The sequence below is a fragment of the Kitasatospora sp. NPDC048286 genome (assembly GCF_043201735.1).
GTDB lineage: Bacteria > Actinomycetota > Actinomycetes > Streptomycetales > Streptomycetaceae > Kitasatospora.
This window is the reverse complement of the sequence record NZ_JBICZE010000018.1, coordinates 133,547-156,284: the sequence shown is the minus strand read 5'-3', so window position 1 is coordinate 156,284 and position 22,738 is coordinate 133,547. Positions and strand designations below refer to the sequence as shown.

23 protein-coding genes are annotated in these 22,738 nt (G+C 72.3%); 16 read left to right on the top strand and 7 right to left on the bottom strand.

Translation table 11 applies throughout. The annotated features are described in order from the left end of the window. Nucleotides 1-182 precede the first annotated feature (182 nt). The 15 genes from ACGF13_RS34420 to ACGF13_RS34350 all read left to right on the top strand — a co-directional run bounded on the left by ACGF13_RS34420 (nucleotide 183) and on the right by ACGF13_RS34350 (nucleotide 15,179). Nucleotides 183-1,538, top strand: coding sequence for a LuxR C-terminal-related transcriptional regulator (locus tag ACGF13_RS34420; protein ID WP_392882945.1), 1,356 nt, complete (start codon nucleotides 183-185; stop codon nucleotides 1,536-1,538). Between the two features lie 410 nt (nucleotides 1,539-1,948). After that, nucleotides 1,949-2,374 (top strand): MarR family winged helix-turn-helix transcriptional regulator, encoded by a 426-nt coding sequence (locus ACGF13_RS34415; RefSeq protein ID WP_392882943.1) that lies wholly within the window; start codon nucleotides 1,949-1,951, stop codon nucleotides 2,372-2,374. 55 nt (nucleotides 2,375-2,429) lie between these two features. After that, a complete protein-coding gene (locus ACGF13_RS34410; protein WP_392882941.1) occupies nucleotides 2,430-3,905 on the top strand; it encodes an FAD-dependent monooxygenase in 1,476 nt (491 codons plus the stop codon). An 8-nt stretch (nucleotides 3,906-3,913) separates the two neighbouring features. Further along, a complete protein-coding gene (locus ACGF13_RS34405; protein WP_392882938.1) occupies nucleotides 3,914-4,237 on the top strand; it encodes a TcmI family type II polyketide cyclase in 324 nt (107 codons plus the stop codon). Further along, the gene (locus ACGF13_RS34400) at nucleotides 4,237-5,520 is read left to right on the top strand and encodes a beta-ketoacyl-[acyl-carrier-protein] synthase family protein (protein WP_392882936.1); all 1,284 of its coding nucleotides are present in this window, start codon (nucleotides 4,237-4,239) and stop codon (nucleotides 5,518-5,520) included. Before ACGF13_RS34405 ends, ACGF13_RS34400 begins: the two co-directional genes overlap by 1 nt. Then, nucleotides 5,517-6,737 carry a ketosynthase chain-length factor gene (locus tag ACGF13_RS34395; RefSeq protein ID WP_392882934.1) on the top strand — a complete coding sequence of 407 codons (1,221 nt, stop codon included), beginning with the start codon at nucleotides 5,517-5,519 and terminating at the stop codon, nucleotides 6,735-6,737. Before ACGF13_RS34400 ends, ACGF13_RS34395 begins: the two co-directional genes overlap by 4 nt. 13 nt (nucleotides 6,738-6,750) lie before the next feature. Next, nucleotides 6,751-7,020: an acyl carrier protein gene (locus ACGF13_RS34390; protein ID WP_392882932.1), complete on the top strand. Its 270-nt coding sequence runs from the start codon at nucleotides 6,751-6,753 to the stop codon at nucleotides 7,018-7,020. A 13-nt stretch (nucleotides 7,021-7,033) separates the two neighbouring features. After that, entirely contained in the window at nucleotides 7,034-7,822 is a 789-nt protein-coding gene (fabG, locus tag ACGF13_RS34385) for a 3-oxoacyl-ACP reductase FabG (RefSeq protein ID WP_392882930.1), read from the top strand. Nucleotides 7,823-7,853: 31 nt separating this feature from the next. Continuing rightward, nucleotides 7,854-8,792, top strand: a complete 939-nt coding sequence (locus ACGF13_RS34380; RefSeq protein ID WP_392882928.1) for an aromatase/cyclase — start codon at nucleotides 7,854-7,856, stop codon at nucleotides 8,790-8,792. A gap of 3 nt (nucleotides 8,793-8,795) precedes the next feature. Beyond that, entirely contained in the window at nucleotides 8,796-10,802 is a 2,007-nt protein-coding gene (locus tag ACGF13_RS34375) for an SDR family oxidoreductase (RefSeq protein WP_392882926.1), read from the top strand. Between the two features lie 40 nt (nucleotides 10,803-10,842). Then, nucleotides 10,843-12,417 (top strand): acyl-CoA carboxylase subunit beta, encoded by a 1,575-nt coding sequence (locus ACGF13_RS34370; RefSeq protein WP_392882923.1) that lies wholly within the window; start codon nucleotides 10,843-10,845, stop codon nucleotides 12,415-12,417. Next, the gene (locus tag ACGF13_RS34365; protein WP_392882920.1) at nucleotides 12,414-12,638 is read left to right on the top strand and encodes an acyl-CoA carboxylase subunit epsilon; all 225 of its coding nucleotides are present in this window, start codon (nucleotides 12,414-12,416) and stop codon (nucleotides 12,636-12,638) included. The genes ACGF13_RS34370 and ACGF13_RS34365 overlap by 4 nt, the downstream gene beginning before the upstream one ends. A gap of 33 nt (nucleotides 12,639-12,671) precedes the next feature. Further along, nucleotides 12,672-13,715: an LLM class flavin-dependent oxidoreductase gene (locus tag ACGF13_RS34360; protein ID WP_392882918.1), complete on the top strand. Its 1,044-nt coding sequence runs from the start codon at nucleotides 12,672-12,674 to the stop codon at nucleotides 13,713-13,715. Continuing rightward, entirely contained in the window at nucleotides 13,708-14,958 is a 1,251-nt protein-coding gene (locus ACGF13_RS34355) for an MFS transporter (protein WP_392882916.1), read from the top strand. The genes ACGF13_RS34360 and ACGF13_RS34355 overlap by 8 nt, the downstream gene beginning before the upstream one ends. An 8-nt stretch (nucleotides 14,959-14,966) precedes the next feature. After that, nucleotides 14,967-15,179 (top strand): ferredoxin, encoded by a 213-nt coding sequence (locus ACGF13_RS34350; protein ID WP_392883004.1) that lies wholly within the window; start codon nucleotides 14,967-14,969, stop codon nucleotides 15,177-15,179. Nucleotides 15,180-15,298: 119 nt separating this feature from the next. On the opposite strand, the gene ACGF13_RS34345 is transcribed toward ACGF13_RS34350, so the two are convergent. The 7 genes from ACGF13_RS34345 to ACGF13_RS34315 all read right to left on the bottom strand — a co-directional run bounded on the left by ACGF13_RS34345 (nucleotide 15,299) and on the right by ACGF13_RS34315 (nucleotide 21,755). Then, nucleotides 15,299-16,495, bottom strand: coding sequence for a cytochrome P450 (locus tag ACGF13_RS34345; protein ID WP_392882914.1), 1,197 nt, complete (start codon nucleotides 16,493-16,495; stop codon nucleotides 15,299-15,301). Between the two features lie 70 nt (nucleotides 16,496-16,565). Further along, nucleotides 16,566-17,405, bottom strand: a complete 840-nt coding sequence (locus ACGF13_RS34340; protein WP_392882912.1) for an SDR family NAD(P)-dependent oxidoreductase — start codon at nucleotides 17,403-17,405, stop codon at nucleotides 16,566-16,568. Between the two features lie 146 nt (nucleotides 17,406-17,551). Then, on the bottom strand, nucleotides 17,552-18,130 hold the full coding sequence (locus ACGF13_RS34335) for a TetR/AcrR family transcriptional regulator (protein ID WP_392882910.1): 579 nt from the start codon (nucleotides 18,128-18,130) through the stop codon (nucleotides 17,552-17,554). 133 nt (nucleotides 18,131-18,263) lie between these two features. Next, on the bottom strand, nucleotides 18,264-19,007 hold the full coding sequence (locus ACGF13_RS34330; RefSeq protein ID WP_392882907.1) for a class I SAM-dependent methyltransferase: 744 nt from the start codon (nucleotides 19,005-19,007) through the stop codon (nucleotides 18,264-18,266). A gap of 80 nt (nucleotides 19,008-19,087) precedes the next feature. Continuing rightward, entirely contained in the window at nucleotides 19,088-20,620 is a 1,533-nt protein-coding gene (locus ACGF13_RS34325; protein ID WP_392882905.1) for an MFS transporter, read from the bottom strand. 84 nt (nucleotides 20,621-20,704) lie between these two features. After that, a complete protein-coding gene (locus ACGF13_RS34320; RefSeq protein WP_392882903.1) occupies nucleotides 20,705-21,151 on the bottom strand; it encodes an RrF2 family transcriptional regulator in 447 nt (148 codons plus the stop codon). 97 nt (nucleotides 21,152-21,248) lie between these two features. Further along, nucleotides 21,249-21,755: a nuclear transport factor 2 family protein gene (locus ACGF13_RS34315; protein ID WP_392882900.1), complete on the bottom strand. Its 507-nt coding sequence runs from the start codon at nucleotides 21,753-21,755 to the stop codon at nucleotides 21,249-21,251. 187 nt (nucleotides 21,756-21,942) lie between these two features. Here ACGF13_RS34315 and ACGF13_RS34310 point away from each other — a divergent pair, with 187 nt between their 5' ends. Continuing rightward, nucleotides 21,943-22,728: an SDR family oxidoreductase gene (locus ACGF13_RS34310; protein WP_392882898.1), complete on the top strand. Its 786-nt coding sequence runs from the start codon at nucleotides 21,943-21,945 to the stop codon at nucleotides 22,726-22,728. The last annotated feature ends 10 nt before the right edge of the window (nucleotides 22,729-22,738 follow it).

Genomic DNA, 22,738 nt, shown 5'->3' with positions numbered 1-22,738 from the left:
GTCGGCACCCACCGGTCGACACGTTATCGGGCGGCCGGGATCGTTGATGCGTGTGCAATGGGCGCCCTGTAGCGTGGATCCGAATGAGGCGTCCACGAAGCGGAATACACCCGGGGACAGCCCGCGCCCGCGCCCGGCGGCAGATCGATGCCAGTGACCGGATGAACAGCAAGGGGGAAAAGATGCTCGATCACGACCTCAGGAACATGCCCCGGCCGAGACACCTCGCCGCGGCCCGGGCGGCCACCGCGACCGGGACGAGGGCCGGGGTCCTGCGGGAAGGCCGCGACGTCTACGTACCGGGACGCTTCGACTCCGTCGAGAACGAACACATATCACCTCCCGAGCGGGGCCTCTCCTTACGCACCGTCGAACTGGCCAACCTGGGGATCAGGCGCGCCCTCGTCCACCAGCAGGTCGAGGCGGCCCTCGCGGCGGAGGAGGACCGCGGCGACCCGTACGGCATGTGGCCGGCGATCATGACGCTCCTCTACACCGGCGACATCGTCACCGCGCACGCCGAGTGCCGTCGACTGGCCGACGACGCCCGCTGGTCCGGCTCACCGCGGCACCAGGAGGTACTGACCCTGCTGCGCGCGCGGATCAGCCTGCTCGAGGGCCACGGCGTCGAGGCGTCCGGCCTGCTCACCGCACAGCTGACCCGCGGGCTCTCGCCGCACCTCGGCGGGCTCGCCGTCGCCTGGCTCATCGAGGCGCACGTCCTGTCCGGCGAACTGGGGCACGCGCACCAGGTGCTGCGGGCGCACGGCCTGGCCGGACCGCTCGACAGCAGCCGCCCGGACCTCGTCCACACCCTGGCCGCGCGCGGCGCGCTGCAGCAGGCGGCCGGCCAGTTCCAGCACAGCCTGAAGGACTTCATGGCGTGCGGACGACTGCTCGCCGAGCACCAGGTCGCCAACCCCGCCGTCATTCCCTGGCGTTCACGGGCCTCGTCGGCCGCGCTCGCGACCCAGCAGGGCGATCTCGCGCTCGCGCTGGCCGAGGAGGAACTGGCCGCGGCCCGCACCTGGGGCTCGCCGCGCTGTATCGGCCTGGCGCTGCACGCCGTCGCGGTCGCCCGCCGGGACGACACCTCGGTGGCGCTCCTGGAAGAGGCCGTGGTGCTGCTCCATCTCGCTTACGCGTGGGGCGAGTTGATCCAGGTCCTGGACGACCTCGGGACCCTGCAGATCGACCGCGAGAACCAGTCCGCGGGCCGCCGCCACCTGGAGGCCGCCCTCATGGTGGCCCGGGAGAGCGGCAACCGGCGCCGGCAGCGCAGCCTGCGGTCCGCCCTGGAGCGCCTGGACGCCCCCAGCCTCACCAGCCAGGAGCTGCACATCGGCCAGCTGGCGAGCGCCGGCTACAGCAACCGGCAGATCGCCGAGACCCTCTTCCTGGCGATCCGCACCGTCGAGTTCCACCTGTCGAGCGTCTACCGCAAACTCGCCATCTCCGGCCGGAGCGAGCTGCACTCCGCACTCCACACCCAGCGGCTCTCCTCCTTCCGGGCCGACCACTGTTCCTCCGCCGTGTAACCCCTCCGTTCACGCGCCGCTCACCCGTGGTCCGGGTGGGCGGCGTTTCGCATTTCCCGGCTCCTCACGCCGACCACGGTTCGCTTCGCGGAACCCGACGCGGTGCCCGCCGCCCCTGGTGCTACGCCGCCGCCGGCACCGTCACGGCCGCGCCCGCCGACCCGCGTGGCCACCCCGCCGACCCGCGTGGACACACCCACCGACGCGCCGGAAGAGCCGCGTCTCAGGGGTTCCTACAAAGGGTCCTACGGGCGACCCGCAAGGGACCCTGCGGGTCGCCCGTAGGCTTGCCCGTGGAGCCTTGTAGCGCGGCAGCCGATCATGCGAATGTCGAGTGGTCGGACATTCAACCGCGAGTTGGAACAGGCGGGTCGAGAATCCCTCCCCGCCGCCGAGGAAGTAGGCGCTTCATGCTCCAGCAGAACACCACCAAGCGCATCGGATACTGGCTTCTGCATTTGCACCGGCTCTTCGACGAGGCCACCGCGAAGGCCCTCGCCGGAGAGAATCTGAACCGACGGCAGTGGCAGGTTCTGCACGCCATCGGTATCGGCGTGCGGACCGTCGCGGACATCGACGCGGCATTCTCCCCGTTCCTGGCCGTGGACCGTTCCGACTCCTACCGGTCGGTGGTCGACGGATTCGTGGACCGCGGCTGGGTGCTCCGCCAGGGCGACACGGTGACGCTCACCGAATCCGGCGTCGCGGCGCACCAGCGGGCCGAGGTCCTGGTGAACGACCACGCGGCCCGCTCGCTCACCGGAATCTCCGAAGCCGAATTCCTCGCCGCCAATGACGTACTGGCTCGCATAGCCGCCAACATCGAGAACAAGTAGGGATTTTCCGACATCCACCCCCGGGATCGGCTCCCCGGACGCTCTGGAGATTCACATGGACGCTTCAGTCATTGTCGTCGGCGCCGGGCCGGCCGGTCTCATGCTGGCCGGAGAACTGCGTCTGGCGGGCGTCGACACGATCGTGCTCGACCGACTGCCGGAACGGACCGGCGAGTCGCGCGGGATCGGCTTCACCATCCGCACGATGGAGGTGTTCGACCAGCGCGGCCTGCTGCCCCGGTTCGGCGGGATCCGGACGAGCGAGGAGGGGCACTTCGGCGGCCTCCCGCTCGACCTGGCGGCCCTGAACGCCGCCCACGCGTCGGCGCGCGCCATCCCCCAGTCCGCCACCGAGGCCGTACTGGAGTCCTGGGCACGGGAGTTGGGCGCCGACATCCGGCGCGGCACGGAGGTCACCGGCCTCGCCGAGGACGGCGAGGGCGTGACCGTGATCCTCCGTGACTCGGCCCGGGCGCTGCGGGCCCGCTACGTGGTGGGCTGCGACGGCGGTCGCAGCACCGTCCGCAAGCTCGCCGGATTCGACTTCCCCGGCACGCCCGCGACCACCGAGCTGTTCCTCGCCGACCTCAAGGGCGTGGACCTGGAGCCCCGGATGACCGGGCAGCCCACCGACGGCGGCCTGGTGATGGTGGCCAAACTGCCCGGCGGCATCCACCGGATCATCGTCGGAGAGCGCGGCACCCCTCCGCAACGCCGTTCGGGGCCGCCGGAGTTCGGTGAGGTCGCCGACGTGTGGAAGCGGCTCACGGGCATCGACCTCACCGGTGCCGAGCCGGTCTGGGTGAGCTCGTTCAGCGACGCCGCCCGGCAGGCCACCGAGTACCGGCGCGGCCGGGTGCTGCTCGCCGGGGACGCCGCGCACGTCCACCTCCCCGCGGGCGGCCAGGGGATGAACACCTCCGTCCAGGACTCGGTCAACCTGGGCTGGAAACTCGCCGCGGTGGTGCGGGGCACGGCGCACGAGGCGCTGCTCGACAGCTACCACGAGGAGCGGCACGAGGTCGGCCGCCGGCTGCTGGCCAACACGCGGGCGCAGAGCCTGCTGATCCTCGGCGGCGAGGAGGTCTCCCCCGTACGGGAGATGCTCGGCGAACTCCTCGTCCACCCCGAGGTGGTCCGCCATCTCGCGGCGCGGGTCAGCGGCCTCGACATCCGCTACGACGTCGGCGGCGGGCCCAGTCCGCTGCTCGGCGCACGTCTGCCGCACCTCGACCTGACCCGGGAGCGGGGGCGCACCACGAGCACCGCGCTGCTGCGCACCGGGCGCGGCCTGCTGCTCGACCTCGACGACAACGCGACGCTGCGCGGGCGGGCCGACGCCTGGCGGGACCGGATCGACATCGTGACGGCGACCCCCGTCGGCGTACCCGACGGCAGCGACCTGAAGGGCACTTCGGCGGTGCTCGTGCGCCCGGACGGACACGTCGCCTGGGCCGCTCCCGGCAGCCACCACGACCTACCGATGGCCCTGGACCGCTGGTTCGGGCCCGCTCGACAAGCAAGGGAGTAGGGAAAACCATGCACAGCACTCTGATCGTGGCCAGGATGGCCCCCTCCTCGGCCCAGGACGTCGCCCAGCTCTTCGGCGCCTTCGACCGCACCGACATGCCCGGCCGGATGGGCACCCGCCGCCGCCAGCTCTTCTCCTACCGGGGCCTGTACTTCCACCTCCAGGACTTCGACGACGACAACGGCGCGAGCCGCATCGAGGAGGCCAAGACCGACCCGCTGTTCACCACGGTCAGCGAGGACCTCAGGCCGTACATCGAGGCGTACGACCCGGCGACCTGGCGTTCCCCCGCGGACGCCATGGCCCGCCGCTTCTACGAATGGAGCGCGTGATGGGCGACGCCCACGGCCGGCGGGTCGTGATCACCGGTGTCGGGGTGACCGCGCCGGGCGGTCAGGGCACCAAGGGCTTCTGGAAGCTGCTCACCGACGGCCGCACGGCGACGCGCCGCATCTCGTTCTTCGACCCGTCGCCGTTCCGCTCGCAGGTGGCCGCCGAGGTCGACTTCGACGCGGAGCTGTCCGGACTCACCCCCCAGGAGATCCGGCGGATGGACCGGGCCGCGCAGTTCGCGGTGGTCACGGCGCGCGAGGCGGTCGCCGACAGCGGCCTGGAGTTCGAGACGCTCGCCCCGCACCGCACCGGAGTGACGATCGGCAGCGCGGTCGGCGCCACGATGGGCCTCGACCAGGAGTACCGGACCGTCAGCGACGGCGGCCGCCTCGAACTGGTCGACCAGGCCTACGCCGTACCGCACCTCTACAACTACATGGTGCCCAGCTCCTTCGCTACGGAGGTCGCCTGGGCGGTGGGCGCCGAGGGCCCGAGCACGGTCGTCTCCACCGGCTGCACCTCCGGTCTCGACGCGGTGGGATACGCCGCCGACGTCATCCGGGAGGGCTCCGCGGACGTGATGATCGCGGGCGCCGCCGACGCGCCCATCTCGCCCATCACGGTGGCCTGCTTCGACGCGATCAAGGCGACCACACCGCGCAACGACGATCCGCGGCACGCCTCGCGCCCCTTCGACAACAGCCGCAACGGCTTCGTCCTGGGCGAGGGCTCGGCGGTCTTCGTCCTGGAGGAGCTGGAGAGCGCCCGCAGGCGCGGCGCGCGGATCTACGCCGAGGTCGCCGGCTTCGCGACCCGCTCGAACGCCTTCCACATGACGGGGCTGCGGCCCGACGGCAAGGAGATGGCCGAGGCGATCCGGGTCGCCCTCGACGAGGCGCGGCTCGCCCCGCAGGACATCGACTACATCAACGCGCACGGCTCCGGCACCAAGCAGAACGACCGGCACGAGACGGCCGCGTTCAAGCGCAGCCTCGGCGACCACGCGTACCGCACGCCGGTCAGCTCCATCAAGTCGATGGTGGGGCACTCGCTCGGCGCGATCGGCTCGATCGAGGTGGCCGCCTCGGTCCTCGCCATGGCCCACGACGTCGTGCCCCCGACCGCGAACCTCCACAACCCCGACCCGGAGTGCGACTTGGACTACGTACCGCTGACGGCCCGGGAGTGGAAGACCGACGCGGTGCTCTCCGTGGGCAGTGGGTTCGGCGGCTTCCAGAGCGCGATCGTGCTCGCCGCCCCCGACCGGGCGGGCGCCCGATGAGCTCGCGCACGGTGGTCACGGGACTGGGCGTCGTCGCGCCCACCGGCCTCGGGCTGGCGGACTACTGGGCGGCGACGCTCGCCGGACGGGGCGCGATCGGCCGGGTCACCCGGTTCGACCCGACGCCGTACGACTCCCGGCTCGCGGGCGAGATCCACGGCTTCGACGCCAAGGAGCACCTTCCCGGCAGGCTGCTCCCGCAGACGGACCGGATGACCCGCCTCGCCCTGGTCGGCGCCGACTGGGCGTTCGCCGACGCGGGCGTCGTCCCGTCCGAGCTGCCCGACTACGACGTCGGCGTCATCACGGCGAGCCACTCCGGCGGCTTCGAGTTCGGGCAGAACGAGCTGCGCGCGCTGTGGAGCAAGGGCGGCCAGTACGTCAGCGCCTACCAGTCGTTCGCCTGGTTCTACGCGGTCAACAGCGGCCAGATCTCCATCCGCGGCGGACTGCGCGGCCCGAGCAGCGTGGTGGTCAGCGACCAGGCCGGCGGCCTCGACGCGGTGGCGCAGGCCCGCCGGCAGATCCGCAAGGGCACCCGCATGGTGATCTCCGGGGCGGTCGACGCCTCCATCTGCCCGTGGGGCTGGGTGGCCCAGCTGACCAGCGGGCGCCTGACCACCAGCGACGACCCGGACCGCGCCTACCTGCCCTTCGACGACCGGGCCTCGGGCCACGTACCGGGCGAGGGCGGCGCCCTGCTCGTCCTGGAGAACGCCGAGCACGCCCTGGAACGCGGCGCCCCGCAGGTGTACGGGGAGATCGCCGGGCACGCCTCCACGGTCGACCCGCGGCCCGGCAGCGACCGCGCGCCGACCCTGCAGCGCGCCATGGAACTGGCCCTGGCCGACGCCGGCCTGGCGCCGGACGACATCGACGTGGTGTTCGCCGACGCGGCGGCCGTGCCCGACCTGGACCGGGCCGAGGCGGAGGCGATCACCAAGGTGTTCGGGGTGCGCGCCGTACCGGTGACCGCCCCGAAGACGATGACGGGCCGCCTCTACTCGGGCGCGGCACCGCTGGACCTGGCGGCCGCGTTCCTGTCGATGCGCGACGGCGTGATCCCGCCGACCACCGGCTCCACCCTGTCCCCGGACTACGACATCGACCTGGTCACCGGCGCCCCCCGCCCCCACGCGGTGCGCGCCGCCCTCGTACTCGCCCGCGGCCAGGGCGGATTCAACTCCGCGATGGTCGTGCGGGCCGCCCATCACTGACGGAAGGAACCCCGTGTCCACCACCGACTTCACCCTCACCGAGCTCAAGCGGATCCTCCTGGAGGCCGCCGGCGCCGACGCGGAGGCCGACCTGGACGGGGACATCCTCGACACCGAGTTCGCCGACCTCGGCTACGAGTCGCTCGCCCTCCTGGAGACCGCCGGGCGCATCGAGCGCGAGTACGGGATCAGCCTCGACGAGGACGCCTTCGGCGAGGCCCGCACCCCGCGCGCCCTGATCGACCTCGTCACCGCCCACCTGCCCGCCGCCCACGCCGCCTGACCGGGAGCCGAACATGACCGACACCACCACACGCAGGGTCGCCCTGGTCACCGGCGCGACCAGCGGGATCGGCCTGGCCTCGGCCCGGCTGCTCGCCGAGCAGGGGCACCGGGTGTTCCTGTGCGCCCGCGACGAGAAGGCCGTCGCCGAGACCGTCAAGACCCTGCGGGACGAGGGCCTCGACGTGGACGGCACCACCGGCGACGTGCGCTCCAAGGAGCAGGTGGCCGACGTGGTGCGGGCCGCGGTCGCCCGCTTCGGGCCGATCGACGTCCTGGTGAACAACGCGGGCCGCTCGGGCGGCGGGGTGACCGCCGACCTGGCCGACGAGCTGTGGGAGGACGTCATCGCGACCAACCTCACCAGCGTGTTCCTGGTGACCCGCGAGGTCCTCAACGCGGGCGGGATGCGCGCCAAGGCGCGCGGCCGCATCATCAACATCGCCTCCACCGCCGGCAAGCAGGGCGTGGTGCTCGGCGCCCCCTACTCGGCGTCCAAGCACGGCGTGGTCGGCTTCACCAAGGCCCTCGGCAACGAGCTCGCGCCGACCGGCGTCACGGTGAACGCGGTGTGCCCCGGCTACGTGGAGACCCCCATGGCGCAGCGGGTCCGCCAGGGCTACGCGGACGCGTACGGCACCACCGAGGACGCGATCCTGGAGAAGTTCCGGTCGAAGATCCCGCTCGGCCGGTACTCGACGCCCGAGGAGGTCGCGGGCCTGGTCGGCTACCTCGCCTCCGACCTGGCGGGTTCCATCACCGCCCAGGCGCTGAACGTGTGCGGCGGCCTCGGCAACTTCTGATCCCGCCCGACCCGACTGAGGAGCACCCATCATGACGACCCGTGAGGTCGAGCACGAGATCACCGTCGCGGCGACGGCGAAGGAGGTCTACCGGCTGCTCGCCGAGGTGGAGAACTGGCCGCGCCTGTTCCCGCCGAACGTGTACGTCGAGACCCTGGAGCGGGAGGGCGACCGGGAGCGGATCCGGATCTGGGCCACCGCCAACGGCGAGGCCAAGAACTGGACCTCGCGCCGCGACCTCGACCCGGAGGGGCTGCGCATCACCTTCCGGCAGGAGGTGTCGTCCCCGCCGATCGCCGAGATGAGCGGCACCTGGATCATCGAGCCGCTGGGCCCGGAGGAGACCCGGCTGCGGCTGCTGCACTCCTACCGGGCCGTCGACGACGACCCCGGGTCGCTCGCCTGGATCGACGAGGCGGTCGACAGCAACAGCCGCGCCGAGCTGCCCTCGCTCAAGGCCGGGCTCGAAGAGGCCGCGCGGACCGCGGAGTTGACGCTGTCGTTCACGGACTCGGTGCGGGTCGAGGGGTCCGCGAAGGACCTGTACGACTTCGTCAACGAGGCCGACCGGTGGGTCGAGCGCCTGCCGCACGTCGGTACCGTCAAGCTCACCGAGGACACCCCCGGCCTACAGGTCCTGCGGATGGACACCGTCGCCAGGGACGGCTCCACCCACACCACCGAGTCGGTGCGGGTGTGCCTCCCGCACCGGCGGATCGCGTACAAGCAGACCACGCTGCCCGCGCTCATGACGCTGCACACCGGGACCTGGCAGTTCGAGGAGGGCGAGGACGGGATCGTCACGGCCTCCTCGCAGCACACCGTCGTCGTCAACGCGGAGAACATCGCCAGGATCCTGGGTCGGGACGCGGACGTCGAGCGGGCCAGGACGTTCCTGCGCGACGCGCTCGGCACCAACAGCCGGGCCACCCTGGAGCACGCCAAGCGGTACGCGGAAGCGCGGCGCTGACCCATGCCGTCCACCTCGACTCCCCCGACGGACACCGACGTGGTGATCGTCGGCGCGGGGCCCGTCGGGCTGCTGCTCGCCGGGGACCTGCGCACGCACGGCGTGCGCACCACCGTCCTGGAACGGCTCGGCGCGCCGATGACCGAGTCCCGGGCGTCCACGCTGCACGCCCGCACCATGACGCTGTTCGAGGAGCGCGGCATCCTCGAGCGGCTCGGTGAGCTGCCGGACGGCGGCCCCGGCCACTTCGGGGGCATGCGGCTCGACCTGACCGCCGCGGACCCCGGCCACCGGTACGCCGGCCAGTGGAAGTGCCCGCAGACCCGCATCGAGTCGGTCCTCCAGGAGCGGGCCGTGGAGCTCGGGGCGCGGCTGCGGCGCGGGCTTCGCGTGGTGTCCCTGACCGACCGGGACGGGCACGTCCTGGTCGAGGCCGTCGGGGAGGACGGCGAACGCGTCCGCGTCACCGCCGCGTTCGTGGTGGGGTGCGACGGAGGCGACAGCACCGTACGACGGCTCGCCGGCTTCGAGTTCGCGGGCCACGCCGCGACCCGCGAGATGCTGCGGGCCGACGTGGCGGGCATCGACGTGCCGGCCCGGCGCTTCGAGCGGCACCCCAACGGCCTTGCCGTGGCGCACCGTTGGCCGGACGGCAGCACCCGGGTGATGGTCCACGTCTTCGGCACGGACCCGAAGGAGCGCACCGGGCCGCCCACGTTCGACGAGGTCGTCACCGCGTGGGCGGAGGTCACCGGTGAGGACATCGGCCACGGCACGCCCCGGTGGCTGAACGCCTTCGACAACACGAGCCGGCAGGCGACCCGGTACCGCAGGGGCCGGGTCCTGCTCGCGGGCGACGCCGCCCACGTGCAGATGCCGGTCGGCGGGCAGGCGCTCAACCTGGGCCTGCAGGACGCCGCCGAACTCGGCGGGCGCCTCGCGGAACGGGTCGGGTCCGAGGACCGCGACGACCTGCTCGACGGCTACGACCTCGTGCGCAGGCCCATCGGCGCGCACACCCTCGACAACATCCGGGCGCAGTCGCTGCTGCTCCTCGGCGGGCCCGAAGTGGAGCACCTGCGGGACGTGTTCGGCGAACTCCTCGGCCTGGCCCGGGTCCGCCGCCACCTGGCCCGCATGATCAGCGGCCTCGGCCGCCCCCACGCCCCCACGGCACCGCACACCTCCCCCCTCGCGGGCGCCCCACCCGCCCCGACCGCATCGACCGACAGGAGTTCCACGATGGGCAGGCTCACCGACAAGACGGCGCTGGTCACCGGTTCCAGCCGGGGCATCGGCCGCGCCACCGCACAGCGCCTCGCCCGGGAGGGCGCCCTCGTCATCGTGCACTACGCCTCCGACCGGGCCTCCGCCGACGAGACCGTGGAGCTGATCGAGCGGGACGGCGGGCGCGCCTTCCCGGTCCGCGCGCCGCTCGGCGTCCCCGGCGACGTGCACGAGCTGTTCCTCGGCGTGGAGCGGGGCCTGAAGGAGCGGACCGGGGAGACCAGGCTCGACATCCTGGTCAACAACGCGGGCGCCACCACTCCGGCCGGGCTCGCCCCCGAGGACGTCACCGCCGAGGAGTTCGACCGGCTCTTCGCCGTGAACGCGAAGGCCCCGTTCTTCATCGTGCAGCGGGCGCTCCCGCTGCTCGCCGACGGCGGCCGCGTCATCAACATCTCGTCGGGTCTCACCCGTTTCGCCAGCCCCGACCAGGTGGCGTACGCCATGACGAAGGGCGCCATCGAGCAGCTCTCGCTGCACTTCGCCCGGCACCTCGCCCCGCGCGGCATCACCGTGAACAGCGTGGCGCCCGGCATCACCGACAACGGCAGCGCGGTCTTCGACATCCCCGAGGCCGTGGAGCAGATGGCCCAGCTGTCCGCGTTCAAGCGGGTCGGCCAGGCGGGGGACGTCGCGGACGTCGTGACCTTCCTGGCCACCGACGAGGCCCGCTGGATCACCGGGTCCTTCGTCGACGCCAGCGGCGGCACCCTGCTCGGCTGACCCGACCTGAGCCGATCCGACCGGACCACCAGGAGCGACGATGACCACCGCGCAGGCACCCGTGACCACCGCCGGCGACCGGCTCGGCGAACTCAGGGAACTCAAGGAACTGGCGCGGCTCGGAGCCGACCCGAAGGCCACCGAGCGCCAACACGCCAAGGGCAAGCTCACCGCGTACGAACGCATCGACCTGCTGCTCGACCCGGGCTCCTTCACCGAGGTGGAGCAGCTTCGGCGGCACCGGGCGACCGGCTTCGGCCTGGAGGCGAAGCGCCCCCACACCGACGGCGTGGTCACGGGCTGGGGCACCGTCGAGGGCCGGACGGTCTTCGTGTACGCGCACGACTTCCGCATCTTCGGCGGCGCGCTCGGCGAGGCGCACGCCCAGAAGATCCAGAAGATCATGGACATGGCCATCGCGGCGGGCGCCCCGCTGGTCTCGCTGAACGACGGAGCGGGCGCCCGCATCCAGGAGGGCGTCTCGGCGCTCGCCGGGTACGGCGGCATCTTCCAGCGCAACACCCGCGCCTCCGGGGTCATCCCGCAGATCAGCGTGATGCTCGGGCCCTGCGCCGGCGGCGCGGCCTACTCGCCCGCGCTCACCGACTTCGTGTTCGCGGTCCGCGGCATCTCGCAGATGTTCATCACGGGCCCGGACGTGGTGCGTTCGGTGACGGGCGAACAGGTCACCCAGGACGGGCTCGGCGGCGCCGACGTGCACGGCGGCGTGTCGGGCGTCGCGCACTTCGTGCACGACGACGAGGAGAGCTGCCTCGCGGACGTGCGCCTGCTGCTGTCGATGCTGCCGTCCAACAACCGGGAGCTGCCGCCCGCGGCCCCGAACGGCGACCCGGCCGACCGGCGCGTGGACCGCCTGCTCGACCTGGTGCCCGCCGACGGCAACCGGTCGTACGACATCCGCGACGTGATCACCGAGATCGTCGACGACGACGAGGTGCTGGAGGTGCACGCCCAGTGGGGCGCCAACCTCGTGTGCGCCCTGGCCCGGCTCGACGGCCAGGTGATCGGCGTCGTCGCGAGCCAGCCGTCCTCGCTGGCCGGCGTCCTGGACATCAAGGCCAGCGAGAAGGGCGCGCGGTTCGTGCAGTTCTGCGACGCCTTCAACATCCCGCTTCTCACCCTCGTCGACGTGCCGGGCTTCCTGCCCGGCGTCGACCAGGAGCACGAGGGCATCATCCGGCGCGGCGCGAAGCTCCTCTACGCCTACTGCAACGCGACCGTGCCCCGGGTCTCGGTGATCCTGCGCAAGGCCTACGGCGGCGCGTACATCGTGATGGACTCCCGCTCCATCGGCGCCGACCTGTCCTACGCCTGGCCCACCAACGAGATCGCGGTGATGGGCGCGGAGGCCGCGGCCGACGTCGTCTTCCGCCGTGAGATCGCCGCGGCCCAGGACCCGGCCGCCACCCGCGAGCAGAAGATCAAGGAGTACCGGCGGGAGCTCGTCCACCCCTACTACGCGGCCGAACGCGGCCTGGTCGACGACGTCATCCACCCCGGCGACACCCGCTCCGTCCTGATCCGCGCGTTCGCGATGCTGCGCCGCAAGGACGTCGACCTGCCGCAGCGCAAGCACGGCAACCCCCCGCAGTGAGCGGCCGGCCGGCCGGCTCCGACGGGTCCTCGTTCCTGCGCGTGGAGCGGGGCAGCCCGGACCCGATCGAGCTGGGCGCCCTCGTCACCGTCCTGTACGCCCGGCTGGCCGCGGCTCAGGAGGAGCCGCGGGAGTCCGGGCACCCGTCGGCGCGCTGGCGCCGCCTGGAGCGCGCGCCCGGCTTCCGGGGCCCGAGGACCTGGCGGCACGGCCCCAGTTGAGCACCGCACCCCCCAAGACACGGAGACCAGAGCATGGATGTCGGACTTCTCTTCGACCTGCGCAACCCCGACCAGTGGCACCGGCCCTGGGCCGACCACTACGCCCGCTCCCTCGAGTTCTGCGAGGAGGCCGACCGGCTCGGCGCGAACGGCCTCTGGTTCACCGAGCACCACCTCTTCAAGGACGGCTACCTGCCCTCGCCCCTGACGTTCGCCGCGGCCGCCGCCGCCCGCACCCGCAACGCCCGCATCGGCACCGCGGTCGTGCTCCCCAACCTCCACAAGCCCGCCCAGCTCGCCGAGGACGCCGCGGTCGTCGACCTGATCAGCGGCGGCCGGCTGGAGATCGGCTTCGGCGCCGGCTACCGGGTGCCCGAGTACGACCTGTTCGACGCCGACTTCACGAGCCGCTTCACCCAGGTCGAACGCAACATCAGCGAGGTCAGGCGGCTCTGGGAGGAGGGCGGCATCACCCCGGGACCGCTCCAGTCGCCGGTCCCGCTGTGGGGCGGCTTCTACGGTCCGCGCGGCGCCCGCATCGCGGGCCGGCTCGGCATCGGTCTCCTGCACATCTCGCACGCGTCGTACGGGCACTACCGCGAGGGCCTGATCGAGGGCGGCCACGACCCCGAGCTCGCCCGGGTCTCCGACCTGCTCCCCGTGATGCTCGCCGACGACCCCGAAGCGGCCTGGCCCCGCGTCGCACCGCACCTCGCCCACCAGATGAACACCTACCGGCAGGGCTCGGTGGAGGGCACGGACCACCCCAGGCCGCCGCTGCTCGGCGCCGACGACTTCCCGGAGGCGCCGAAGGCCGACGGCTCCTGGTCGACGCTGGAGATCCTCACCCCCGAGGACGCCGCGGCCCGCATCCACGAGCGGACCAAGGGCCTCCCGGTGAAGCACCTGATCTTCTGGGCGAGCATCGCCGGGATGCCGGACGACCTCGTCGTGCGCAACATCGAGTTGGTCAGCGAGCGCCTGCCCGCGCTGCTCGCCGAGGCCGCCGGGTCCGACGCCACCGGGCCCGACGCCGGCGCCGGATCCCGCCCGGGCAAGGTGCCCGCAGGTGACTGAGGCGCCCGCCGCGCAGCCCCTCTCCGCGCCGGCCCGACAGGGCACCTGGCGGCTCCTGTTCATCCTGTCGGGCAACATGGTCCTCGACGCCATCGAGGTCTCGGTGGTCCTCGTCGCCCTGCCCTGGATCGGCGCCGACCGCGGCCTGTCCGTGTGGACGGTGCAGTGGCTGATGGGCGGCTTCGCCGCCGGATTCGCCGCGATGCTGCTCCTCGGCCCCCGCGCCACCGCCCGTTGGGGCCTGCGCCGCTGCTACCTCGTGGCGATGCTGGTGTTCGCCGCGGCCTCGGTGGCGGGCGGCCTGGCCGACTCGACCGCCCTCCTGATCGCCTCGCGCGTCCTCAAGGGCGGCTGCGCCGCGCTCACCGCGCCCGCCGGGCTGGCCCTGATCACCACCACGGTCCCCGACGGCCCGCCGCAGCGGCGGGCCGTGTCGGTGTACTCCCTGTTCGGCGCGGCCGGGTTCACCCTCGGCCTGCTGCTCTCCGGGGTGCTCACCGCGGCGAGCTGGCGCTGGACGTTCCTGTTCCCCGCGCCGCTCGCCCTCGTGCTCCTGGTGTGGGGCCTGCGGGTGATCCCGGACACCGGACGCCGGACGCCGCCGCGCCTGACGGCGGAACTCGCCCGCAACGGCTCGCTCATCCGCGCGACGCTCGGCGCGGCCACCCTCAACGGCACCTACGCGGCACTGCTCCTCCTGGTCACCTTCCAGGCGCACGACCGCTTCGGGTGGCGGCCCTGGCAGGTGGCGCTGGCGCTGCTCCCCGCGTGCGTGCCGCTCGCGGTGTCCGTGCCGTTCGCCGGCCGCCTGGTCGCCCGCTTCGGTACCCGGCGGCAGATCGCCGCCGGGGCGGCGGCCGCGTTCGCGGGCCAGCTGCTCCTGCTGCTGCGCCCCGAACCCGCCTCGTACGCCGGTGGTCTGCTGCCGACGCTCCTCCTCGTCGGCGCCGCCATGGCCCTGTCCTTCGCCGCCCTGAACATGCAGGCCACCCAGGACGTCGAACCGGGCCTGCGCGCGGCGGCGGTGCCGCTGTTCCAGACGGGCGTGCAGCTCGGCGGCGTCCTGATGCTGCCGCTGACCGCCGCCCTGCTCACCCATTTCGGCGGCCACCGGCCGGCGCTCCTGGCCGTCGCGCTCGCCGGGGCGGCCGGGGTCGGCGTCGCGGTCACCGGGACGCGCTCCGGCCGGCCGGGCGTCGCCCGCGTCGGCCCCGGGCCGCGCACGGAGAGGAACTCGCCATGACCGCTTCCCTGGAGATCACCGTCGAGGAGGACCGCTGCGTGGCCTCGGGGCAGTGCGTGATGACCGCGCCGGAGGTCTTCGACCAGCGTGACGAGGACGGTGTCGTCATCCTGCTCGACGCCCGGCCGCCCGCCGCGGCCCACGACGGGGTGCGCGCGGCGGCGGCCCTCTGCCCGGCCGCCGCCATCCGCGTGGCGCAGGGGCCGCGGCCGCGCGGCTGACCCCCGACCGCCCGTCGCGAGCGGCCCGCGAGCAGCCCGGAGCCGCCCTCCGACCAGGAGGGCGGCTCACGCGTGTGTGGCCTTCCGCCCGGGGCGTCCCCGGGCGGAAGGCCACACGGTCACCACTCGACGGGAAGGCTCCTGACCCCGTACACCAGCGACTCCGTGCGGTACTCGATCTCCTCGAACGGGACGGCGAGCCGCAGGCCGGGGAAGCGGCGGAACAGCGCGGGCAGCGCGATGCCGAGTTCGAGGCGGGCGAGCTGCTGACCGACGCACTGGTGTCGGCCGTAGCCGAAGGCCAGGTGCGGCACCGGCTTGCGGCGCAGGTCGAGCGCGTCCGCGGGCGAGGGCAGGTCGGCGCCGTGGTTGGCCATCAGCGTCGAGACGACGACGTACTCGCCGGCGCGTACCTCCTGGCCGTTGACCGACAGGTCGGTGCTCGCCCTCCTGACCAGCGGGGGCGCCACCGCGAGGAACCGCAGCAGCTCCTCGACGGCGCCACCGGACAGCTCGTCCTCGTCGCGCAGGACCGCCAGCTGCTCCGGGTGCGACAACAGGGCGAGGACGCTGAGCCCGATCATGCCGGAGAGCGTCCCGTGTCCGGCCACGAGGACGTCCAGGCCCATGCCGACGAGTTCGTCGTTGCTGAGCTCCTCGCCGTGCTTGCGCACCAGGTCCCCGAGGATGTTGTCGCCCGGGTCCCACCGGTGCGCGGCGACCAGTTGGGCCATGTAGTCGGTCATGGCCGCGAAGTTCTCCTGCTGGACCTCCAGCGTGGTGTCGACGCTGCTCGCGATCGAACTGCGCTCCAGGATGCCCGCCCGGTCCTCGAGCGGTGCCCCCAGCAGCTCGCAGATCACGATCAGGGGCAGCGGTTCGGCGAAGGTCCTGATCAGGTCGGCGCCCGGACCGGCCGCCTCCACCGCGTCGAGGTGCTTCTCGACGATCTGCTCGATCACGCCGCTGAGCGCCCGGATCCGCTTCATCGTGAAGGCGCCGGCCTGCATCCGGCGGTACCGGGTGTGCTCGTCCCCGTCGTAGTTGAGCAGGACGCCCGGCTGGTTCATCACCGAGCGCGGGCCGGTCCAGTGCGGATCGAAGGCGAACCCGACCTCGTGGCGGGCGTCGGACAGCACCGTACGGGCGTCGTCCTCCCGGGTGATGAGGACGGCTCCGACCTCGCCGAGCTGGGAGTTCGGCACCGGGACCCGGTGCAGCGACGGGTCCTGGTGCAGTTCCACCAGAGCGGGCCCGGGCCGGAACGGACACTCGGCCTGACGGTGGTTGTGCGGCATCGACACCGGTTCGGTCATGGCGTTCATTTCCTTCCTGACGGCACGAGGGCGATTCAGCGCGGAGCGGCCACCGGTTGCGGGCGGTTCGTCATGAGGCGCTCGCCTTCTCGCGCAGGAGTTCCCGGGTGATGCCGTCGAGCCGCGCCGCGGCGCCCTTGTCGAACGCCGGGCGCAGGAGGCTGAGGGGCGTGCCCTCCACGAAGGCGCTCAGCGGCTCCCGCGGCGGGGCGTCGATGATCTCGAGGATCGGCGGGACGGTGAACTCGACCGGCTGCGCGGCCCGCTTCATCTGGTCGATGTGCGCCGCGGTGGCGGCGTCGAACTCGCCCGCGAAGCCGGTGCGCGTCCCACCGGGGAACAGCAGCACGTACCGGGCGCGACGCGCGCTCCCGCCCTCGGCGAACGAGACGCCGAGGAGGTCGTTGAGCCGGCCGCCCTGGAACATGGCCGACCAGCCGTCGTAGCCCCGTTCGAGGCCGAGGTCGTTCCAGCGGACGCCCGGCGCCCCCACACCGGGACCGGCGATGTTCATCACGACCGGCGTCTCGGCCTTGTTCATCAGGTCCGCCAGGCCGTACCCGAGCAGGTACCGGCTGAGGTAGTACAGCGCGAAGTTGTGCTCGATCCCCTCGGAGGTCACCATCCGGTGGCTGCGGAAGTACCGCGCGCACAGCACGAGGACGTCCACCGCCTCGAACCGGTCCTCGATCTCCGCGATGACGCGCCGGTTCTCGCTGACGAGGCTGAGGTCGGCCTCGATGAAGAAGGCGCGGTCGGCCGCGCCCGACTTCTGCGCCGTGTCGAGGTACTTCTTCCCCTTCACCGGGTCCGGAGCGATGACGACCACCTGGTCGCCCCGGCCGAGATAGGTGTTCGCGAGCGCCTGCCCGATACCGGAAGTGCCCCCCGTGACAACAATGGTCTTCACCGTGATCCTCCTCGGAACACTGGGTCGTGAGATTCTGCGCAGCAGAAGAGCTCCCGCCCGCGGGCAGACTTCACCCCGGGACGGATTGCGAAAAAGAGAGAAATCGGGAAAGAGAGAAATCGGGAAAAGGGTTCGGCGTCAGGAGATCAGCCGACCGCGGCGGCGATCTCCGCCCGGACCACGTCGCCGGCGAACTCGACGGCCGCTTCCGCGGCACCGGTGGAACCCAGGGTCGACCCGTTCACGTAGACACCGTCGATGATCAGCATGATCCGGTCGCCGAGCCGCTCCGGGTTCGCGGCCGAGGTCCTGCGCGCGAGGTCCCGCAGTTGCTCGCGCACGCGCCGGAAGTGCTTCACGGAGACCTGGTGCGCCGGGTGGTCCGGGTCGGGGAACTCCGCCTGGGTGTTGCGCAGCGGGCAGCCCCTGGCGTTCGGCGCCATGGCCCGGACCGCCCGGACCAACTCGACGAGCCGCTCCTCCGGTGACTGCACCGCGGCGCACACACCGGTCACGAGCCGGTCCCAGTCCTCGGCGGACCGCTCCAGGTAGGCCACCACCAGCTGGTCCTTGCCGGAGAACTCCCGGTAGAGCAACTGCTTTCCGCAGCCGGCCTCGTCGATGATCTGCTGCATGCCGACCGCGTGCACGCCCCGCTGGTCGAAGAGGTGGGCAGCGGCGTCCAGGATGCGCTCGCGGGTACCGGCAGCAGGTTTCCGGGCCATGGGCCGAGGCTAGCAGACCATTCGGTCCCGTCCCGGCCGAACACCGGTCGTCACGACCGCACTTGCGGCGCACCGCGGCCACCGTGCGCGGGCCCTGGGCCGCGCCACCCGCGCGGCCCAGGACGACGGAGCCTCACCTGCGCCGCGCACGCACATGGGACATCGGTGTCAGCACCCGCCCGCGCTCGTCCACCCGGATCGCGTCCGGGCCCGGCCTGACCCCGGTATCCGGGGCGCCCGCCGTACCCAGCTTGGCCAGGATCTCGCGGGTGAAGGTCGTCGCGAAGACGGCTTCGGCGATGTCCTCGATCTCCCAGTGCGGGCCGAGGTTCGCGTGCAGGTTGGCCTCGCTGACCAGGGCCTCCTCCGTGATCGGCGTCCCCGACGGCATGGACTCCGCGAAGCAGAACAGGTGCAGCGTGGCACCCGGCCGGCACACCCGGTGGAGCGCGGCGGCGTACGCCGAGCGCTGCTCGTCGTTCAGGCAGTGGTAGAGGCCGCTGTCGAGCGCGGTGTCGAAGTCGCTTCCGACACCGTCCAGTTCGGTGGCGTCCGAGGTCAGGAACCGCACCCGCGCGCCCTGGGCCCCGGCCCGCCGCGCCGCCTCCTCGATCGCGCTGGGCGAACCGTCCACGCCGGTCACCTCGTACCCCTGGCCCGCCAGCAGGATGGCGTTCTCGCCCAGTCCGCAGCCCACGTCGAGCACCTTGCCGCTGAAGCCTCCCGCGCGCGCCAGGTCCACCACGGCCCGCTGGGGCTCGCCGATGTCCCAGGGGATCAACACCTCACCGGGGGCGACGCCGTCGAAGGACGCGCGCCCCGCGTACAACGCCTCGTATTCCTTGTCGTCCTGGGAGAAAGTCCGCTTCGTGGTCATGCCGGTCCCCTTGTCACTCGCAAGCTCGTCAACCAACACTCGGTGGATCCGGTGCGCCCCGGACGGGGCGAGTCGCGTTCCTACTGGACGTTGTTCACTTCCTGCGCCGACGCGGCCACCGGGGCCGCCTCGGCCTTCGCCGCGGCCTCGCTCTTCGCTCCGGCCTCGCCCTTCGCTCCCGCCTCGTCGTTCGCTCCGGCCGCGGCCGCCGCCGTGGGACGCATCCGGGACGCGACGACGAGCGTGAGGACGACGACCACGGCCATGGCCAGGAAGACGTCGGAGTAGGCCGCACCGTGGTGGCCGGAGAAGAGGGGGTTGATGGCGTCGCTGCCGCTCTGCTGCCTCGCGGACACCAGCACACCGAACACGGCCGGGCCGGTACCGGCCCCGAGGAACTGGGCGCCCTGGAGGATCCCGAGACCGACACCGACCTGCTCGGGCGGAAGTTCGCTCGCCGCGGCTCCGATGATGGTGGTCATCACGAACATGAAGCCGATGCTCAGCCCGAGGATCCCGATGCCGGCGAAGACCACCGAGGAGCCGCCGGTGAAGGACGAGAGGAGCAGCGAGAACAGCCCGATGAGGCCGAGCCCGAAGATCACCAGGACACGCGCGTTGACGCGGCCGGCCAGGCGGCCGATCCACGGCGAGAGGAGCGCGGTCACGACGCCGGCCGGGATCATGACCAACGCGCCCTTGCCCGGGGTGAGTTCGTTGACCTCCACGAGCAGCAGCGGGACGAACACCAGACCACCGAGGTTGACGATCATCGCCAGGAACGCGACGAGGATGCCGGTCCGGTAGACGCGGTTGGTGAACAGCGCCGGCGGGACGAACGGCTGGTCGACCCGGACGGTGCGCACCCCGAAGACCACCAGCGCCACGACGGCGACCAACAGGCTGCCCCAGGCCAGCGGGTCGGTGAAGCCGGAGACCTGCGCCCGGGTCATGCCGAACAGGACGAGGCCGGCGCCGAGGCCGAGCAGGAGGCCGCCGGGGAGGTCGAGCCGGCCCGAGCCCTGCGGAGTCTCGTCCGGCAGTACGCGCAGGGCCGGGACGAGCAGCAGCAGCGAGACCGCGAGCATGATCCAGAACAGCGCGGGCCAGCCGAGCGCGTCCCCGATGCCGCCGCCCAGCGCCGGTCCGGCGGCGGTGCCGACGCCCGCACCGGCGGAGACGACGCCGATCCCGACACTGCGCCGCTCCGGCGGCAGCAGCGTCGTGACGGCGATGATCGAGAGCACCGGGATCGCGGCCGCGCCGATGCCCGTCACGATCCGCCCGGTCACGAGCACGGCCAGGTTCGGGGAGAGCGCGCAGATCAGGCTTCCGAGGGCGTAGGTGAGCAGCGCGAACGCGAAGAGCCGGCGCAGGCTCACCCGGTCCGAGATGCGGCCGTACAGGGGGATCCCGACGGAGAACATCAGCAGGAAGCCGGTGACGACCCAGGCGAGTTCCGCCTCGGAGGCGCCGAACTCGGACCCGATCGTCGGGAGCATCAGGTTGACCATGTCGCTGGCCGTGACCGTGGCGAGGATCGCCGGCATCAGGACGGCGAGTAAGCCCATCCCCGAGCCGGTCCGCTCGGTCGTTGTCGACGTGGAAGTCATTCCAGGCCCTTCGGGTGACTTTCCGCCACCATGATAGTTACAGTTAGGGCAAAAGGACGGCGGAGGCACTGCCTCCGCCATCGGTCAGCTGGTGACGCGTTGTGCGAGCTCCCGCTCACTGGCCAGCACTTGCCGGACGAGGTGGGCGATCGTCGTCCGCCCGAGCCGTTCCTTCATGGCCCGCTCCGCGTCCTGGAACTCCGCCTCGAGCAGCTTCTGCATGTTCCGCCCCACCTCGCACTCCGCGCTCGGCGGATGCGGGTGCCGCGAAAGGATCGGCCCCACCTCCACCGCGGTGTACGCGTCGTAGAGCGTGATCTCGCGGGCGGGCTTGGCGAGCGACCAGCCGCCGTTGCGCCCCTCGGTGGACAGGACCAGGCCGGCGTCCCGCAGACTGCCGAGGATCCGCCGCACCAGAACCGGATTGCTGGCCAGGCTCTCCGCGATCTCCACGGAGGTCAGTGAGTGGTCCCAGCGCCCCAGCATGGTGAGTGCGTGGATCGCGACCGCGCTCCTGCTGCTGATGCTCACCGTGATGACCCCTTCGCGACGGTCGCCTCGCCGATCCAACTGCAACCACGCTAGTAGCGGTTTGATCCACGTGTCAATCCGCCGCACGCGTGCGACCTCACCAGGGCCAGCGCCACTCCTTGTTCTGCGGAACCACCCAGTAGTGCTCCAGTTCGACGCGTTCGAACAGCCACCGTCCGTCCTCGAACACATAGGTGTCGGAGAACCGGCCGACGCTCTGGTGCACCAGGTCCGCCCGATCGAACCGGACGTGCTCCACGAAGAAACAGGCGCCGGACGCGCGGTCGTCGCCCTCGACCTCCACCTGGTGGACCTGGTTGAAGTTCCTCAGGGCCACCTCGGAGGCGCCCTGGAGCTCGACCATCTTCGGCAGCAGCGCGCTGTAGTACTCCTGGATCGCCGCGCGCCCACGGGCGTCGCCGAAGCTTCCGTAGCCCAGGTGCGCGTCCTTCGTGAACAGGGCGCCGAGGCCCTGCCAGTCCTGCGAGTTGAGGCAGTGGTGGAAGGCGTTGCGCAGCTTGGTGAGCTCACGGACCGCCTCCAGCTCCCGCACTCTGGCCGACAGTTCGTCGATCCGTGCCGCCAGGTCAACCTCGTCCGCCATCGTGCATCCTCCCGAGCGCCTCGGATCCCGTTCCGCCTCGTGCCGGAACCGGACCGAGAGTCGCAGCCGCGGGACAGGCGTCACAAGGCCCGCACGCCTTTCCTGTGGTCGGCCCGCAATCCTCCGACTCCCCCGCGCGACTAGGGTCGAGCTGCAGGAACGCCGGCGACACCCGACGGGAGACACCGTGAAGCAGTCGAAGCGCATAGCCCTGATCAGTGGTGCGGGCCGCAACATCGGCGCCGCGACGGCCAAGGAGCTGGCCGGCCGCGGCTACCACGTGATCGTGAACTACCGGAGCGACGCCGAGGCGGCGGCGGACGTGGTCACGGAGATCGAGTCGCGCGGCGGCACGGCCGAGGCGGCGCAGGCCGACGTCTGCGACGCCGACCAGGTCGGCGCCCTCGTCGAGCGGGTGCGGGCCGACCACGGGCGCATCGACCTGCTGATCTGCAACGCCAACACCGTGACGCCGCCCTTCGCCTCCTTCGCCGAGCTGAGCTGGGACGCCTTCGCCGCGAAGGTCAACGGGGAGCTCGCCGGCTCCTTCTTCCTCACCCAGCGCACGCTCGCCGTCATGCGCGAACAGCGGTCGGGTCGGATCGTCTACATCTCCAGCACGGCCTCGGACACCATCGGCATGGCCCTGCCCCACTCCGTCGCCAAGGCGGCGCTGAACACCTTCAGCCGCCACATCGCCGGCATCGCCGCCGAGTACGGGGTGACCGTGAACACCGTCGCCCTCGGCGCCGTGCACACCGACGCCACGGCGGAGTTCAGCGAGGAGTTCTGGAAGTACACGACCGACCGCTCGGTGGCGGCACGCCCGGTGGAGCCGGCGGACGCCGCGCGCGCCGTGGCCCTCGTCGCCGACGACGGCTTCGCCTTCACCTCCGGCCAGGTGATCCGGGTCGACGGCGGCTTCGAGGTCCTCGACCAGCAGTTGCACCCCCTGGCGCACAGCTTCCGCTGACGGCGCTCCC

Bases quoted from the DNA above. Each gene is read 5' to 3' on its own strand.
- ACGF13_RS34360 (WP_392882918.1), top strand. From the start codon at position 12,672: ATGGATGTCGGACTTCTCTTCGACCTGCGCAACCCCGACCAGTGGCAC.
- ACGF13_RS34345 (WP_392882914.1), bottom strand. From the start codon at position 16,495: ATGACCGAACCGGTGTCGATGCCGCACAACCACCGTCAGGCCGAGTGT.
- ACGF13_RS34315 (WP_392882900.1), bottom strand. From the start codon at position 21,755: ATGGCGGACGAGGTTGACCTGGCGGCACGGATCGACGAACTGTCGGCC.
- ACGF13_RS34410 (WP_392882941.1), top strand. From the start codon at position 2,430: ATGGACGCTTCAGTCATTGTCGTCGGCGCCGGGCCGGCCGGTCTCATG.
- ACGF13_RS34405 (WP_392882938.1), top strand. From the start codon at position 3,914: ATGCACAGCACTCTGATCGTGGCCAGGATGGCCCCCTCCTCGGCCCAG.
- ACGF13_RS34330 (WP_392882907.1), bottom strand. From the start codon at position 19,007: ATGACCACGAAGCGGACTTTCTCCCAGGACGACAAGGAATACGAGGCG.
- fabG (WP_392882930.1), top strand. From the start codon at position 7,034: ATGACCGACACCACCACACGCAGGGTCGCCCTGGTCACCGGCGCGACC.
- ACGF13_RS34380 (WP_392882928.1), top strand. From the start codon at position 7,854: ATGACGACCCGTGAGGTCGAGCACGAGATCACCGTCGCGGCGACGGCG.
- ACGF13_RS34415 (WP_392882943.1), top strand. From the start codon at position 1,949: ATGCTCCAGCAGAACACCACCAAGCGCATCGGATACTGGCTTCTGCAT.
- ACGF13_RS34420 (WP_392882945.1), top strand. From the start codon at position 183: ATGCTCGATCACGACCTCAGGAACATGCCCCGGCCGAGACACCTCGCC.
- ACGF13_RS34395 (WP_392882934.1), top strand. From the start codon at position 5,517: ATGAGCTCGCGCACGGTGGTCACGGGACTGGGCGTCGTCGCGCCCACC.
- ACGF13_RS34335 (WP_392882910.1), bottom strand. From the start codon at position 18,130: ATGGCCCGGAAACCTGCTGCCGGTACCCGCGAGCGCATCCTGGACGCC.
- ACGF13_RS34325 (WP_392882905.1), bottom strand. From the start codon at position 20,620: ATGACTTCCACGTCGACAACGACCGAGCGGACCGGCTCGGGGATGGGC.
- ACGF13_RS34400 (WP_392882936.1), top strand. From the start codon at position 4,237: ATGGGCGACGCCCACGGCCGGCGGGTCGTGATCACCGGTGTCGGGGTG.
- ACGF13_RS34370 (WP_392882923.1), top strand. From the start codon at position 10,843: ATGACCACCGCGCAGGCACCCGTGACCACCGCCGGCGACCGGCTCGGC.
- ACGF13_RS34375 (WP_392882926.1), top strand. From the start codon at position 8,796: ATGCCGTCCACCTCGACTCCCCCGACGGACACCGACGTGGTGATCGTC.